The sequence below is a fragment of the Microbacterium wangyouchuni genome (assembly GCF_051546305.1).
Classification (GTDB): Bacteria; Actinomycetota; Actinomycetes; order Actinomycetales; family Microbacteriaceae; genus Microbacterium.
This window is the reverse complement of sequence record NZ_JBPTMA010000001.1, coordinates 567,019-582,388: the sequence shown is the minus strand read 5'-3', so window position 1 is coordinate 582,388 and position 15,370 is coordinate 567,019. Positions and strand designations below refer to the sequence as shown.

Sequence of the window (15,370 nt, the reverse complement as noted above, 5' to 3'; positions counted from 1 at the left end):
GTTCGTGGTCTTCGGGCCCCTGCGGCCTCGTAATCGAGACTAGTTAACGATTACGATCTCGCAAACGGGGAGCGGTACCCATGGAACTTGTCCCCATCGCGGCATCCGCGACGAATGGCATCTGCATGGTGGTCATCCGTCCCGCCTGCACGAAGATGCCTCGACCGGCCGGGAACTCCGAGCGCTTGACTCTCCCGAACGGCGTCTTGAAGATCGACTCGCCATCGTAGGTGTCTGGTTTGAGGACGATGCCCTGCCGTCCCGCCTTCCATTCGCCGAGCACGCCGATGCCACCGCTGGCGCGGCTGATCTCGGCGTCACCGATCAGCAGATGATCGCTGTTGTTTATCGCCTGAAGCATCGTGCGCATCGGCCGGTCTGCCGGTCCATCCGCGACGTGCGGCATGTCCTCGATGACGACCATGATGCGCCCCTCGTCCGAGTCCGCGGTGATGAGCTCTGTCAGCTCTGTTGCCAGGTCCTTCTCGTCCTCGGGACGAATGGCGCTACGCACCCACGGTCGGAAGTCCTTCAGCTGCGAGCGTCGACTGCCGAAGTGGTACATCCGCACGTTCGGATCGAACCGCTCCATCGCCACCACCAGTGCCTTCAGCGCGTTCGTCCGGCCGGATGACGGCGGACCTGCGACGACGAAGGAACCGACTGGTTCGAATCCGCGCGGCGCGAGGGTGTCGTCCGCGACGCCGAACACCGGCATCCCATCCACCATCGCCGGCATATCGGCGACCGGAACCATCGTCGGCAGCGCCCCGACCTCGGGAAGGTCGCGCACGCCCCGCTCGCGCAGACTCTCGGACAGAGCAGCCAGCGCCTTCGTCTGCTCGACCACGTTGGTCGTGCCGCCGAGAACGGCGATCTGCGCCTCGTGACCGTCGATGATCGCGCGTCCAGGCGCAGATTGCTCATCGAGGATGTCTCGCGGAGCGTTCAACAGCATGTACTGGCTGGGGTCACCCAGACGCAGCACCACCCGGCGCGAGATGTTCGACGCGACGGCGCTGGGCACCGCGGTTCCGCGGTCGGCCGTCAGCACGATGTGCACACCGAGCGTGCGTCCCTCGCCGAGGATCCGCATGAACGTACGGTAGAACGGGCCGCGCCCCGGGGCGTACTCCCAGTCCTTCTTGAACTCGGGATAGTTATCGATGAGCAGCAGAATGCGCGGCATGTTCGGGTCGGCGATCTCGCGATATTCCTGAACGGATGCCGCGCTGGCCGATGAGAACGCAGCTGAGCGGCGATCCAACTCCCGATCAAGCGTGCGCAGCAGTCGCTGAATCCGCTCGACATCGGTGCCGTCGACGACCGAGCCGACGTGCGGAAGCGCGGCCAGCGCCCCCAGCGCCCCCGCGGCGAAGTCGAGGCAGTACACCTGGACGCGTCCGCGATCCGGATGCATGCCCGCGGCAGTGGCGATCGTCTTCAACAGCGTGGATTTTCCCGAGCCGGACGTGCCGTAGACCACCATCGATCCGTCTCGGTCGGGTACGAACACCGCTGCCTCCTGCAGCTGCTTCTCCGGCACGTCCATCTGGGCGATCGGGATGCGCGTATCGCCGTCGTTGGGAAGATCGTGCAGGTCGACCACCGTCGCGAGATCATCGAGCCAGGGACGACGCGGCCGGATGAGCCCTGCGACCTCGCTCGCGCTGACGAGCGTCGACACGATCCGCTTCTGGTCGTTCGGGCCCAGGTCCTCCTCGTGCGTCTCCGCGTCCGCTGAGCGTTCGGCCTCCCACTCCGCGCTGGATCCGAATCGCAGCTCCGCAACGCGCACGTCGGCCGCCGCGGTCTCGTCCTCACCGGTCCACCCTCCCGCGTACGCGGATTGGAACGGAACCAGTCGGCCAGGGCCGGTCTTCGCGATCGCACGGCCGGGAATCGATGCCGAGAATGTTGCCGCCACGGGATCGTCGACGACATCTCGGGAGTCGGCCTCATCGGCCATGCGCAGTGCGATGCGCAGGTTCGTGTTCGCCCGCAGGTTGTCTTTGATAACGCCGGCAGGGCGCTGGGTCGCCATGATGAGGTGGATGCCGAGGGAGCGACCGCGCTGCGCGATGTCCACGACGCCATCGACGAAGTCCGGCATCTCTGAGGCGAGCGCGGCGAACTCGTCAATCACCAGCACGAGTGCCGGGGGGCACTCCGGGTCTTGACGTTTTTCGAGTTCGAGCAGATCCTTGGCCTTCTTACGGTTCAGGAGATGCTCTCGATGCTGCAGCTCAGCGCGGAGGCTCGTCAGCGCACGGCGCACGAGGTGTGGGCTGAGGTCAGTGACGAGTCCCACGCAGTGCGGCAGGTCCACGCAATCGGCGAACGCCGAGCCGCCCTTGTAGTCGACGAACAGGAACGTCACCCGGTCGGGGCTGTGGGCCGCGGCCATGCCGAGTACCCAGGCCTGCAGGAACTCGCTCTTTCCCGCGCCGGTGGTGCCGCCGACCAGGGCGTGCGGCCCGTGGGTGCGCAGATCCAGCGCCATCGCGTCGCTGGGGCCCTGCCCGATGATGGCGCGGAGCGTGCCCGTCTTCTTCAGCCTCGGTCGCGACGCCGGCGATCGATCGACGATCGTGTTGTTCTGACGCCACCGTTCGATCACGACCTGGGGGTCTTCGGCGATCGCGGGGTCGACGAGCTGCAGGAACATCACGGAGCTCGGAATGTCAGAGGCGTCATGCACCACGGTGCTGGCATCCACCACCGGAGCCATGCGACGCGCCAGCATATTCATGTAGGCGTTGGAGACACCTTCAACCTGCACGTGCTCGAAGTGGTCGCCGGTACGCACCAGACCCACCTGCGCGTCTTCGAGGCCGGTGGTGACGTCAATGTAGCTGCGGCAGACGGCCGGGAGCGATTCGACCGTCGGCGATACGAACACCGCGTGCACGCCGTAGTCGGCACCGCGATCGAGGACATCGGTGAGCCGGCCGCGATCGACGGGCGCGTCATTGCTGACGAAGACGATGACCGATACCGGTGGGGTCTTCTTGTGGTCGGTTGCCGCACGCGCGACATCCGTGCCGTACAGCAGCGGGTTCCAGTCGTCTTTGAAGGGTCCGCGGGGTTCTCCGCTGTCTCCTCCTCCGGCGCTCGCCCGCTGCACATACTCTTCGAGCGTGCTCAGCAGTGCAGCGCCAGTGGGTGCCGAGTCCGCGAGCGCCACGCCACGGAACGGGCTGCGTTCGCTCGAGGTGTGCGGCATCCATTTGAGCCAGTCCAGCTCGGCGGTCCACGTGGAGTCGGCAAAGGCAACGGCGACCAGATCGTTCGGCGCATGCAACCCAAACAGCTGCACAGCGATCCCCCGCATCGCGTCGGCGGCAAGGCCCTGCGGGCCGGCGATGCCGACGGAGCCAGCATCGGCGAGCAGCTCGAACACCGGCACATCGTCGACGAACGAATAGCGCTCCTGCAGGCGTTCGATCCTCTCGATGAACTCGGGCAGGCCCTCGGGAGTCTCGTTTTCAGCGATCGAGTTGCGGGCTGGCAGACGGCAGCTGCCCAGGCGCAGACCGAGGAAGTTCCAGTGCTCGGGACGTCTGGTCCACAGCATCGGCCCCAGGCGCATCGCGTGATCGAAGACTTCCGCGACCGGCGGGACTTCGGCGTTGCGTGCCTGCTCCTCCTCCGGTTTACCGCGGAAGAAGTCCTCTTCAAGCTGCTCGTATTGCCGCTCGAACAGCAGGAACTCGTGGTTGGAAGCCCGCTTGGACTGCCGCGACTGGTTGATGATATTGCCCAGCGCCATCAGCGGCGTCATACCGATCATGAGCAGCGAACGCGGATTCTCGTTCAGGATGTAGAGCGCGAGGCCCATGAGGATCGGCGTGATCAGGATGGGCCAGGGGAAGAGCTTGCCGAGTTTCTCGGTGGGCAGCCGAGGCGCTTTGAAGAGCGTTCCCGGGTAGCGCACCTCGACGCGCGGGCTGCGGTTGAACATCAGCCCGCTGCCGCGTTCGATGATCGGTTCTTCGTCGGCGGTTCCGTCGAAGGATCGAGCGAGATGCAGCACCAGTGTCGTTGCACCGATGACGAACGGCTCCCCGTCTTCCAACCGAACGCGCGGCACGGCGACGCCGTCGACGAGCACGCCGTTGGCTGAGTTGAGGTCGATGACCTCGATGTGCTGGCCGACCTCGAGTCGGGCATGGCGCTTCGAGACCATCGGGTCCGCGAGCACGACATCCGCCGATGCGTCGCGTCCGACGATCACCTGGCCGGATCCGATCGGGAACTCCTGGCCGGCGAGCGGGCCGGCCGTGGCGCGCAGCACGCCGACGATCTCGCGCTGTCCGGTCGAGACATGGTCGGGTCCGTAGTTGAGGATGGATGCCACGAACCCCGAGCCGATCGGCGCTTCGCCGATCGGAACGTCCGGCTGCAGCGCGACGAACCGATCCCCGGTCGGAGATGCGACCGCGAGGGTGAGCACATCACCATCGGCGACCAGGGTCGAACGCGTGGGATCAGCTGCGGCGATATGACGGGCGACATCTCCGGTCGTGGCCGTCGAATCTGTCGTGATCACGATGTCGACCGCGTCAGCGCCCTGCCGGTGCAGTGTCAGCTTCAGCCTCATGACTGTTCCTCGGTTCCGTTCAGAACTACGGCGATGCGATCGCCGAATCGGATTGTGTCGCCGGGCACCGTCACCACGGGAGCCCCCGGCGTGAGTGCGTATTCCACACCGTCGCGGATCAACCCGGAGCCGTTCGTGGAGTGGCAGTCGATGATCTCCAGCCCGATGTCGACGGGGCGCACCAGCAGGTGAGTCTTCGAGATCGACTTGCTGTCATCGGGCAGCGGGATCGGGTGCGCACCGGGATGCTCCGCGGCAGCCGGATTGCGCCCGAGCAGAATCGCGGCCGAAACCGAGATTCTCTCGCCGGTATCGAGACGAAGCGCGAAGCGCGAAGGGTTCGGCACTGCGGAAGCGGGGGCCGGAGCGGGCGTCGGCTGCCGGGCCGGCTGGGGCTGCGGGGCCGGAGCAGGAGTCGGGGCCGGCTGGGGCTGTGCCTGTGGTGCCGGTTCGGGGGTCGTGTGCGTGCGCGCTATCCCGATCACTCCGGCGCTGGTCCGGGTGCCTGGTCGGTACTCCGGCTGCGCAGCCGGGTCCCGCGGGGTAGCGAGGGAGGGAAGCGCGGAGCGCTCCGGGGCGGGTTCGGCTGTGACGACCTTGCGCGCAACGCGCATCCGTTTGTCGTCGTAGGGGTTGAGGCCGCGCCTGACATCCACGAGCCAGACTCCTGTTGCCCTGTCGTGCAGTCCGCGACCACGGCCGTCCGGGTCGAACGTGGGCGAGGCCAAGAACAGGACGGGTCCCAGCAGGGGCACGATGCCGGATGCTCCGACGATCAGGTAGCGCAGCAGTACGGCGCCGATGCCCGGACGCTCGAGAGTCTTCACGTTGATGCTTCGGATGCCGACGATGGACTTGCCGATCGTGAGCCCTCTGCGTCCGTGCAGAGCCAACTGGACGATACTGAGCGCCAGGGTGATTCCTACCGTCGCTGCTGTCATCACGATGGCGAGCACGAAACTCGGATGGTTGATGAACCCGTAGGGCGAGATTGATCCGGTGGCCAGCTTCAGAAGCAGGGGCACGGCGCCGAGCCACAGCGGCAGCTGTGCGATGGTCCAGAAGCCCACATCGCACACGAAGGCCAGCGCACGGCGTCCGAACGGGGCGCGCAGCAGGCCGAGCGAGGCAGCATAGGCGGGGTCAGGACGTCCGTCGGCGTCGAGCCCCTCAATCTGCTCGGGCTTGTCATCGATCTCCCAGATCGAGGTGGCGGCTGCCGCCTCGCGTTCACCGGGCGTCGTCATTCAACGCACCCCCGCACCGGTTCCGATGCGCGCCCGTCGCTGCGACGAAGCAGTACGTCGATGCACACCTGTCCGGTTGCCGATCCCTCGAACGTCACCGACGTCTCATCCGTGGCCGCGGGTTTGCTGGCACCGACCAGATCGACCGTGCTCCAGAGGTATGAGTCGCCGTCTTCGGCGGCCGGGTTGGTCCAGGAGAATGTGATCGCCGTGCCGTCTCGGGTACCGGAGAGATCGTCCACGTCGGGGACGGCCGCCGAGATCGGGTCTTGCGGGACGATCTCATCCTGGGTGGCGATCGGCTCGGGCTTCCCGCTGCCGGAGAGCATCGTGATGCCGACGACCGTCGCGCCCACAAGCACGACAGCAGTTGCGGCGAGCGCGACCCACGCCCTCGCGCCCAGTCGCCGCCGAGCAGGTGGCGCTGTGGCGGGTTCGGTGGCCGGGTCGACCGGTGCGTCGGCATCGGGCGAGAGCGTGCGCGGTGGGCGCATGATCGTCGGGTCGTCATCGACGGGCGCAGCCGCCGGGGCGGCAGCGGGAGCCGTCGGGCGCAACACCGTCTCCTCGATCGGAGCGTAATCGGTGGTCTGCGGTGCCGGGTCGAACCGGGGCGAGGGGACGACAGTGCGGGCCGGCTCGGGGGTGGTGAGCGGGCGCGTTGTGGCCGAGGGCCGCGTCGCGCCAGCATCCGGCTCGATGTTGACGATGTCACGCACGCGAGTCAGGCCATCGGCCTCGTCTTCGAGATCTTCGGCGACCGGGTGATCATCGATGATGTCGATCGGAGTCACCGAATGGCTCAGTTCGATCTGCACCTTCTGCAGTGCTCGCGCGAATGCGACGGCGCTGGGGTAGCGCGCATCGGAGTTCTTCGACATGGCCCGCTCGATCGCCTGCTGCAGGCTCGCCGGCGAGTCCGGTCGCGCCAGCGACGGCAGCGGTGCCCGTTCGATGCGCTCGATCAGATCGGCACCGGAGTTGCGCTCTCCTGGCCGCTCGAACGGCGAGCGCCCGGCGAGCAGGGTGTACAGCGTCGCACCCAGCGCGAACACGTCCGAGCGCGGGCCACTCACCGGCGGGTCTGCAAAGAACTCCGGGGGTGACCACGGAATCGACATCCCGGTCGACTCCGATACTGCGCCGGTGGTCGAGGCGATACCGAAGTCCGTCAGCGCCGGACGGTTGTATGCGGTGACGAGGATGTTCGCCGGTTTGATGTCGCGGTGCAGCACTCCCGCGCGGTGCGCAGTCTCAACGGCACCGGCGACCTGGATGCCGACGCGCAGTGCCTCGGCCACCGAGAACGGTTCCTTGCGGGCACGGACCTGCAGATTCGGGCGCGGGCAGTACTCCATCACGAGATAGGGGCGGCCGTCGCCGGCAACCCCGGCCTGATAGATCGTCACGATTGCCGGATGCGTCGACAGCATCGCCATCACGTTCGCCTCATCGGCGAATTCCTGCGCGGCACCGCTGGAGAGCCGATCGGCCAGCAGGACCTTCACCGCGACGCGGCGCTTGGGCATCTGCTGCTCGTAGAGGAAGACGTCCGCGAAGCCTCCCGTGCCGAGCGGTTCCACATAGGTGAAGCCGGGAAGCTCCGGCGGCGGCGAGGGGGGTCTGCTCACGGAAGGTCCTCGAACGTGACCGTCACGCCATCGCCGAGATCGACCACATCGCCGGAGAGCACAAGGGTTTGCTCACCCGGGTGCAGGCGCAGCGGATCGACGCCCGGACGCAGCAGTGTCGATCCGTTCGTGGTGTGCAGGTCGACGACCACGACGGTGTCGCCCTCGGGGCGGATCTCGAGGTGGCTGCGCGAGATGTCCTGCTGCGGGCTCTCCACGGCGACCAAATGCGGCAGATCAGCACCGGATGCACGCGTGGACCGGGGCTTACGACCGATGATCACCGTGCGATCGAGTGTGACCTGCTGGCCCGTAGACACCCGCACACGTCCCTGCGCGCTCGGCACCACGGGAAGCACCGCAGTGGGGGCATCCGGGTCGACGGCCGGTTCGGTCTGGCGGAGCGCGCGCGCCTGAGCCGACGAGATCGTCGCACCGTCGTGATCACCGGCGCCAGGGGCCGGGAGTGCGGGAGGTGCGGGAGGGGCGGGAGGGGCGGATGCTGGCCGCGAGGCGACCGTCTGCCCGAACAGCTGCTCGAACTCATCGATGTCTGACGTGTGGGCCTGCTCGGTAGGCACCAGGGTCGCGCCGTCAACGGCGTCATCGATGGGCTGCGGCGCTGTCTCGGGTGCCGGCTCCGCCGGGGCAGGCGCCTCCTCGACGGCAGGCTCCTCCTCGACGACGGGCTCCTCGAGGGGTCCCTCGGCCGGCTCAGCAGCGGGCTCCTCGACCGGCTCCTCCGCGATAGGCTCCGCGACGACTGCTTCCTCAATCGAAGCGACGGCGGGCGCAGCATCCGAAATCTCGACATCAGCCGGCTCGATCTCGGCGCTGGCACGCGCCGCGCGCACGATGCCGCCGATAATCGGAAGGTCGACGCCGGATTCGCTGCCGTTGACGCTCACGGAGATCCGGGCTGCGCTCTCGACAAAGCGTTCGCTCCAGGTGGTGACGTTCGCTCCCGTGAAGCTCTCGGCACCTTGTGGTCCGGTGACCTCCACGGTCACGTCGCCGCGTACCGCGATTCTGGCATCCGGACCTTCCAGCACGACGGCGGCGAACGGTTGCATCGCGGCGAACGACCCTGCCGCATCATCGGTGAGCGTGTCGATCACCGCGGCGAGATCGATCGAGTCCTGCTGCCGTTCCCAGATGCGCGTGACAAGTTCCGTCGAGGCATCCGGAGACAGCGCGATGAGAGCGCCCGGCGCAACCAGCACGTACCACTGGCCTGCTTGGTAGTTCGTCTGCATCAGTCGATCCCTCCTGCGAAGGCCTCGCGAGGCCGAGTGTTCTCATCGATATTGTCGTCGCGCATCTGAACGCCAGGGCGGGATGCGACGGAGACGGCGTCCACGACCACGACGGTGATGTTGTCGCGGCCGCCAGCGCTGACCGCCTCGGCGACAAGTGCCGCGGCAGCGGTCTGCGGGTCGGATTCCACCGTGAGGATCTCACGAATTCGGGTATCAGGCACCTCTGAGGACAGACCGTCAGAGCAGACCAGCATCCGATCCCCCGCCTCAGCCGGGAACAACCAGAAGTCTGCCTCTCCCGCACTTCCGGCGCCGACAGCCCGGGTGATGATGTTTCGGCGAGTGTCGCTGGCCGCCTGCTCCGAGTCGAGCTCTCCCGACTCGATGAGCTCCTGAACGACGGAGTGATCAACGCTGATCTGCTCCAGCTCATCGTCTGCCAGACGGTAGGTTCGGGAGTCTCCGATGTTGAGGGTCAGCCAGTACCCCATTCCGTCGACATCGGCGAGAATCACTCCACTGAGCGTGGTGCCGGCTCGTCCCATCGCTGAGTCCGACAGCGCCTCTACGGCGTCTCGTGACCGGCTGAGGGCTTCGAGCACATCGTCGAGGACAAGGCTCGAACGCCCGATGTATCGCGAGAACTCAGCGACGACCGCAGCGCTGGCCCGCTCCCCCGCTTCGTGTCCGCCCATGCCATCGGCCACGACGAAGATCGGTGCGCTGGCCAGGAGCGCATCCTCGTTCAGCGAGCGACGCAGTCCGGCGTGGGTCCAGGCTCCGGCTGTGACGATCATCGGGGCGCTCATGCGTAGCCGCCGACGGTGACGATGCGATCACCGATCTCGATCGCATCGCCCAGCCGGATCGGGGTCTGCTCGCCCGGCGTGCACGTGATCCGGTGGCCGTCGCGCACGACGACGGTGCCGTTCGTGGAGTGCCGATCCATTATCCATCCGCCGGAGGGTTCGGCCGCCGCCTCGAAATGGGTCTTCGACAGCGAGAGGGTCTCGTCGCGCACCGGCACGACCACAGCGCCGTCCTCCGGCGAGGGGTTGCGTCCGAACAGTGTGCGGCGTGAGACGGTCACGCGGGTTCCGTCATCCCAGGTAAACACGAGACGGTGACCCGGGATGCTGATGCGCGTGTCCTCGATGTCGCCGAGGTCGTCGGCGGGCGCTGGGTGCGCGGGTGCCGGCGGGACCGGTTGCGCGGGTGTCGGCGGGGTCGCCGCCGGTGGGCCGTCCTGCGTGATGCCGGGGACGAACGCGATCAGTGTCTCCTCACCGGTGGCGGGTGACGCCGGCTGTACGAGCGGTGCTGGCGCTGCTGGCGTTGCTGGCTGCGGCGCAACTACCGGTGCCGGTGCAGGTGCCGCCGGCTGCGGCGCAACCACCGGTGCCGGGATGGGACTGGCGAGTCCGGGCGTACCCCGCAGGCCGGGCATAAAAGGAGCGACAGGCGCAGCGGGCGCTGCGGGCGCGGCATTCGGCAGGGGCGGACGCGGCGGGATCGGCATCGCCTCCGTCGGCGGGGCGGGGGTCGCAGCGGTCACGGTGCGGGCATCCATCATCAGCGACTTGGCGACCTTGTCATGCCAGCCCTGGAACCGGCCCGAACTGTCGAACAGCGGCGTGAAGTAGCCGACGATGATCGCTGCGGCGAGGCCGAAGATGATGTTGCGCAGCAGCGTCCGGCCGAAGCCGAGCCGTGAGCTGTCGGTTTCCTGGACCAGGCGCAAACCCTGCGCACGCATCCCGATAGAGCCTGTGCCGCTCTGCATGAACGTGTAAACGATGAACCATCCCAGCAGCACCAGGCTGATCAGCGGCCCGCCGATCGCGAGCACGCCGAGGATCGCCTCGGGGCTGCCTGCCGTGAACATGGCAATGGAGAGGATGATGCTGAGAACGATGCCGATGCCGCCGGCGATCACTGCATCGATGATGTATGCCACGGCACGTCGCGACGTTGGAGCGACGGTGCCAAACGTCAGTTGTGTCATGGTTTCTCACTCTCGGGTGCTACAGGTTCATTGTTCTTGATGGTGCCAGGTTCACGCCGTCTGCGCTCGGATGCCGCATCCTTCAGGCCCTGGACGCCACGCGAAAGCGACGAACCACCCAGCAGTGAGCGCAGGCTCAATCGCGCCTTCATCCGCTTCCAGAAACCGGCCTCGCGGCCCACACCGACGACAATCTCGTCGACTTCCTTCCAGAAGGATTCAACGTCCTCAGCGCTCGGTTCGCGTGGGCCGAAGACTTCAGCATCCGCCCGCTCAGCCAGGACCGTCACGGTCGGCACCGCGAGTGCGCCAGCCACGAGAGCCGCCTCCTCGCCTCGTGTCGCTCCGGAGTTGAGCCGTGCCCCGTAGTCGACCGCGCGATCGGTGAGCTCGTCCCAGCCGCCGGAAATGCGATCCGCACTGCGCTCGGCGGTTCGTCGGCTGCGCCGCCTCGAAGCCTTCCACGCACCGATGATGATGAAGGGCGAAGCAAGCAGCGCGATGACTCCGAGCGAGATCCCGCCGATAGCGAGGATCAGACCGATGATTCCGGCGACGTCCGTCTTCTCTTCTTCGGATTCGCGATCATCCGGCAGCGTCGGCGGCAGATCGACCGGCTCCTGCGGCGGAGGCGGCGGCTGCAGCACCTGAGGTTTCGGGTCGGCGCGCGGCTTGGTGTTCTGCGCGTTCGGAATCTGGTCCTCGGGCGGTGTGGGATCGAAGGCGAGCCAACCGGCGGCCGCGAAGTTGATCTCCACCCAGGCATGCACGTCATTGCCGCTGGCCGAGAACGCTCCGGTTCCGGAATCTTCCTTCTCGGGGTAGAAGCCGAGGACCACCCGGGCCGGGATTCCGAGCTCGCGGGCGAGCAGCGCCATCGTCACCGCATACTGCTCGTCATCGCCGATCATCTGATCGCCGCCGACCAGGCTCGAAATACGCTCCGCGGTGTGTCCGGATCGGGAGAGCACATCGCCCTCGAGCCCGTGGCTGAAGAAGCCCTCCTCGGAGAGGAACGTCTCCAGCGCCCGGACCTTCTCGATCGGCGTTTCCGCTGCGGCGACGGCTTCGCCGGCGAGGTTTGTGAGCTCCTCCGGAACGTTGCTCTGTGTCGGCAGTGCGACCTTCCCGAACTTGTCATCGGCGAGCTGCGCGTCAGATCGCTCAGCGGGCATGATCGTGTGCACGGTGTAGGTGTCGCCCGCGGTCAGCGGGGACGTCGTCACAGCTGTTCCCGTCGACTGGTTGTAATAGGTGCTGCGGCGAAGAGCATCGGCGCGCTCACCGGTGAAGTCGATCTCAGTGACGGATCCGGCATCGGGAACCCACACGTCGCTGTAATTGTCGATCTCGATCTGCAGCGTCACCGGAATGCCCTCGGCATCGGGCGACATATTTGAACGCAGCTGCGTGAATGCGCTCGAGGAGTGCGGACCACCATCGGTGACGTTGTAGACCATGCCGTCGTACTGGTCCATGGTCGCGATGCGGATGCGAGCGTCTTTGGGCAGGCCCTGCACAGTGAACAGCGTCTTGTTGGCGTCATCGCGCACGTGCTTGCGAAAACTCTGCAGCGGGCTGGGATAGTCGCGCACGTTGAACGGCGGGATGATCACGTCGCGGAAGACGTGGCGGACCTCGGTGGGAGCGGCGACCGCGTTCACGGCGACACCAGCGCCGCTCGCGACGGCGAGCACCGCGGCTCCGGCGATGAGGCGTCGTCGGCGCATCTGACCGGCACGCGCCGGGTCGACCTGGCCGACCGAAACGGCGTCATTGTGCGGCGCCCACAGCTGCCGGACGGCAAGCCAGGCAATTGCCAGCACCGCCAGCAGCAGGCCCTGCGCGACGGGGAACGCCGGCGCAGGTGTGCCCAGCGCGATCGTGAGCACGAGCATGGCTGCCACGGGGAGCAGCGCCCACGCGACGCTCGTCAGGCGCAGCGCGAAGGATGCCGTGCACACGGCGACGACCAGGCACAACAGGAACGGGACGATGAGGTGGCCGTCGGCGGCGCCGACGGGGGCGACCGTGGTCAGCATGTGCTTCCACGAGGTCACCGTTCCCACGGCCAATTTCTGCAGCGTTTCGAGCGTGGGCACGAACCCCAACATCGTCGTATGCGGCAGCGCGAGCGCACCTCCGAACACGAAATACGCCCCGACGACCAGTCCTGCGATGACGAGGATGCTCCACTGGCGCCAGGCAGCCACGGCCGCGATTCCGAGACCGAGCAGTGTGCCGCCGATCGCGGCGCCCAGATAGCTGGGTCCACCGAAGGTCGGCCAGAAACCGACGAAGGCGACGGCGACGAGAAGCGCGCTCGCGCCGAGGTCCAGGACCCAACGACGGAGGGTGATGTCTGAGGCCGGCGCGATCATGCCAGCACCTTCTGCAGGGCGAGGGGAACCTGTGCCAGGTCACCGACGGTGACGACATCCGCTTCCCCGATTCGGCGCAACGACGGCGACGGGGCGCTGGTATCTGCGACCACGGCGATCACACGCGCGCCGAACGGTACGCGTGCGCAGGCAAGACGAAGTTCATCTGTGGAGACCTTGGTTCCGCAGACCAGGACGACGACACTGGCCAGCGGCATCGTCGCCGCGATGATGCCGCCGAGTTCGGCGATGCCGCCCTCACGCGGTTTGCTGGACTCGAGCGCGGAGAGCGAGTCGAGCAGCTGCTTGCCCGTCCCGGCGGAGAGAGCGCGCCCTTGCACGCGCACATCCACACGCTGCGAGTCGCGGATCGCGCGCAGTCCGATGGACCCGGCCGCCGAGATCGCTAACTCGAAATCGTCATCACTCATATAGTCGCCGGTCGACCGGGAGAGCCCGATCACGAAGTGCGAGCGGCGGGTCTCTTCGAACTGGCGCACCATCATGACGCCGGTGCGCGCGGTGGAACGCCAGTGCACATGGCGCAGGTCATCACCCGGCTGGTACTCGTTGAGCGCGTGGAAGGACACATCGTCTCGGGAGAGGTCGGCTGCCGGCAGACCTTCGAGGTCGCGCAGGTACCCGAGCGACTGCCCGCCGAAAAGGACCGTGCGCGGATGCACGAAGAGGTCGACCGGCTCGTCGCGCGGGTGCGCGCGCTCGAACAGTCCGAGGGGGTCACCACGCACGATGCTGACCGGCCCGACCTGAACCACGGCACGCTTCTGCGTGGGAATGGCAAAGAGCTCTTCTGATTCCTCGCCGGGGGCAAGTCGCTGAATGCCGAACTCACCGCGTCCGGCGCCCACCGGCAGCACGACGCGCGACGGGAGGATGGCGCGGTCGCCGTGGTTGGCGAGGGTGAGCGCGCCGACGGCACGCTCACCGACGACGACCCGAGTGCGGGCGAGGTCGAGCGCGATGTCGTATTCGGTGCGCCCGATCAGGAAAAGAGCGCAGATGGCGACAGTGAGCGCGATGATGAGGGCCGCGATGACGAGCTCCGACCAGCCGAGCAGCTGACCCGCGGTCCACAGGACGATGGCCGCGGCAATCAGCACCCAGGCCAGCGGACGGAACACGGCAGTGATCTTGCGGAGACGCTCCAGCGCGCGCATGCCGAGGACGACCACGACGTCACGCCAACCGGCGTCGTGATCTGTCTGGGCAGGCGAAGCCTGAATCGTCTCCGAGGTCATCAGGCCGCCGTTCGTGCCTGCGGGGCCGCCACACTGTCAAGCACCCGTGCGATGACGATGTCGGGCGTGGTGCCAGCGAATTCGGCTTCGGCGTCCAGCAGCAGGCGGTGCTGCCACGTCGGGCGCGCCAGCAGCTTGATGTCGTCGGGCAGCACGTAGTGGCGGCCCTGCGCTGCAGCCCAGACCTTCGCGAGACGGATCATGGCGATCGCTCCGCGCACGGAGACGCCCAGGCGGATCGCGGCGTCCTGACGTGTGGCCTCGGCAAGTTCGGCCACGTAGCGCAGCACGGCCGGCTCGACGTGCACGGTGGATCCGAGGTCTGCCATGTCGGCGACCGCGTTCGTGGTGATGATGGCGGTGAGCTTCGCCGAGGGGTTGCGATCGGATGCCCCGGCCAGAATGCTCTCGGTGACCGCGAGGTCGGGGTATCCGATGGACGTCTTGATCAGGAAGCGGTCGAGCTGCGCCTCGGGAAGCTTGTAGGTTCCGGCCTGCTCGATCGGGTTCTGCGTCGCGATGACGAGGAACGGCCGCCCGGCCTCGTGGGTCGTGCCGTCGACGGTCACCCGCGATTCCTCCATGACCTCCAGCAACGCCGACTGCGTTTTCGGTGAGGCACGGTTGATCTCATCGGCCAGGACGATGGATGCGAAGATCGGGCCCTTGTGGAACTCGAACCGGTGCGCCTGCTGGTCGTAGATAGTCACACCGGTGACATCGGAGGGCAGCAGATCGGGAGTGAACTGGATGCGACTGCTCGTGCCCTGCACAGTCGCCGCCAGCGCCTTCGCGAGGCTGGTCTTACCCGTTCCCGGCGCGTCCTCAAGCAGCACGTGGCCCTCGGCGAGCATGGCCGCGGCGACCAGCGAGACGATCTCTTTCTTGCCCTGCACCGCCTTATCGATGTTCTCGACGAGGCGTTGGAAGGTGCCCTGGAACCAGGAGGCCTGTTCGGGGGTCATTGTCATGGGTGTTCCATTCT

At 67.0% G+C, this 15,370-nt stretch carries 9 protein-coding genes; all 9 read right to left on the bottom strand.

Features of this window, described 5'->3' with window-relative positions; all coding sequences use genetic code 11:
- Positions 1-43: 43 nt before the first annotated feature.
- The 9 genes from ACSS7Z_RS02800 to ACSS7Z_RS02760 are packed head-to-tail and all read right to left on the bottom strand — an operon-like array spanning position 44 to position 15,356.
- Positions 44-4,603 (bottom strand): type VII secretion EssC family protein, encoded by a 4,560-nt coding sequence (locus ACSS7Z_RS02800; protein ID WP_438252930.1) that lies wholly within the window; start codon positions 4,601-4,603, stop codon positions 44-46.
- Positions 4,600-5,850: an RDD family protein gene (locus ACSS7Z_RS02795; protein WP_438252929.1), complete on the bottom strand. Its 1,251-nt coding sequence runs from the start codon at positions 5,848-5,850 to the stop codon at positions 4,600-4,602. The genes ACSS7Z_RS02800 and ACSS7Z_RS02795 overlap by 4 nt, the downstream gene beginning before the upstream one ends.
- Positions 5,847-7,481, bottom strand: a complete 1,635-nt coding sequence (locus tag ACSS7Z_RS02790) for a serine/threonine-protein kinase (RefSeq protein WP_438252928.1) — start codon at positions 7,479-7,481, stop codon at positions 5,847-5,849. The genes ACSS7Z_RS02795 and ACSS7Z_RS02790 overlap by 4 nt, the downstream gene beginning before the upstream one ends.
- A complete protein-coding gene (locus ACSS7Z_RS02785) occupies positions 7,478-8,737 on the bottom strand; it encodes an FHA domain-containing protein (RefSeq protein ID WP_438252927.1) in 1,260 nt (419 codons plus the stop codon). Before ACSS7Z_RS02785 ends, ACSS7Z_RS02790 begins: the two co-directional genes overlap by 4 nt.
- A complete protein-coding gene (locus ACSS7Z_RS02780; protein ID WP_438252926.1) occupies positions 8,737-9,549 on the bottom strand; it encodes a PP2C family protein-serine/threonine phosphatase in 813 nt (270 codons plus the stop codon). The genes ACSS7Z_RS02785 and ACSS7Z_RS02780 overlap by 1 nt, the downstream gene beginning before the upstream one ends.
- Positions 9,546-10,745 carry an RDD family protein gene (locus tag ACSS7Z_RS02775; protein WP_438252925.1) on the bottom strand — a complete coding sequence of 400 codons (1,200 nt, stop codon included), beginning with the start codon at positions 10,743-10,745 and terminating at the stop codon, positions 9,546-9,548. The genes ACSS7Z_RS02780 and ACSS7Z_RS02775 overlap by 4 nt, the downstream gene beginning before the upstream one ends.
- The gene (locus tag ACSS7Z_RS02770; protein ID WP_438252924.1) at positions 10,742-13,126 is read right to left on the bottom strand and encodes a transglutaminase TgpA family protein; all 2,385 of its coding nucleotides are present in this window, start codon (positions 13,124-13,126) and stop codon (positions 10,742-10,744) included. The genes ACSS7Z_RS02775 and ACSS7Z_RS02770 overlap by 4 nt, the downstream gene beginning before the upstream one ends.
- Positions 13,123-14,385: a DUF58 domain-containing protein gene (locus ACSS7Z_RS02765; RefSeq protein WP_438252923.1), complete on the bottom strand. Its 1,263-nt coding sequence runs from the start codon at positions 14,383-14,385 to the stop codon at positions 13,123-13,125. Before ACSS7Z_RS02765 ends, ACSS7Z_RS02770 begins: the two co-directional genes overlap by 4 nt.
- Entirely contained in the window at positions 14,385-15,356 is a 972-nt protein-coding gene (locus ACSS7Z_RS02760) for an AAA family ATPase (protein WP_438252922.1), read from the bottom strand. The genes ACSS7Z_RS02765 and ACSS7Z_RS02760 overlap by 1 nt, the downstream gene beginning before the upstream one ends.
- Positions 15,357-15,370 lie beyond the last annotated feature (14 nt).

Excerpts from the sequence above, each read along its gene's own strand:
- ACSS7Z_RS02800 (WP_438252930.1), bottom strand. The coding sequence starts at position 4,603 with ATGAGGCTGAAGCTGACACTGCACCGGCAGGGCGCTGACGCGGTCGAC.
- ACSS7Z_RS02795 (WP_438252929.1), bottom strand. The coding sequence starts at position 5,850 with ATGACGACGCCCGGTGAACGCGAGGCGGCAGCCGCCACCTCGATCTGG.
- ACSS7Z_RS02785 (WP_438252927.1), bottom strand. The coding sequence starts at position 8,737 with ATGCAGACGAACTACCAAGCAGGCCAGTGGTACGTGCTGGTTGCGCCG.
- ACSS7Z_RS02780 (WP_438252926.1), bottom strand. The coding sequence starts at position 9,549 with ATGAGCGCCCCGATGATCGTCACAGCCGGAGCCTGGACCCACGCCGGA.
- ACSS7Z_RS02775 (WP_438252925.1), bottom strand. The coding sequence starts at position 10,745 with ATGACACAACTGACGTTTGGCACCGTCGCTCCAACGTCGCGACGTGCC.
- ACSS7Z_RS02770 (WP_438252924.1), bottom strand. The coding sequence starts at position 13,126 with ATGATCGCGCCGGCCTCAGACATCACCCTCCGTCGTTGGGTCCTGGAC.
- ACSS7Z_RS02765 (WP_438252923.1), bottom strand. The coding sequence starts at position 14,385 with ATGACCTCGGAGACGATTCAGGCTTCGCCTGCCCAGACAGATCACGAC.
- ACSS7Z_RS02760 (WP_438252922.1), bottom strand. The coding sequence starts at position 15,356 with ATGACAATGACCCCCGAACAGGCCTCCTGGTTCCAGGGCACCTTCCAA.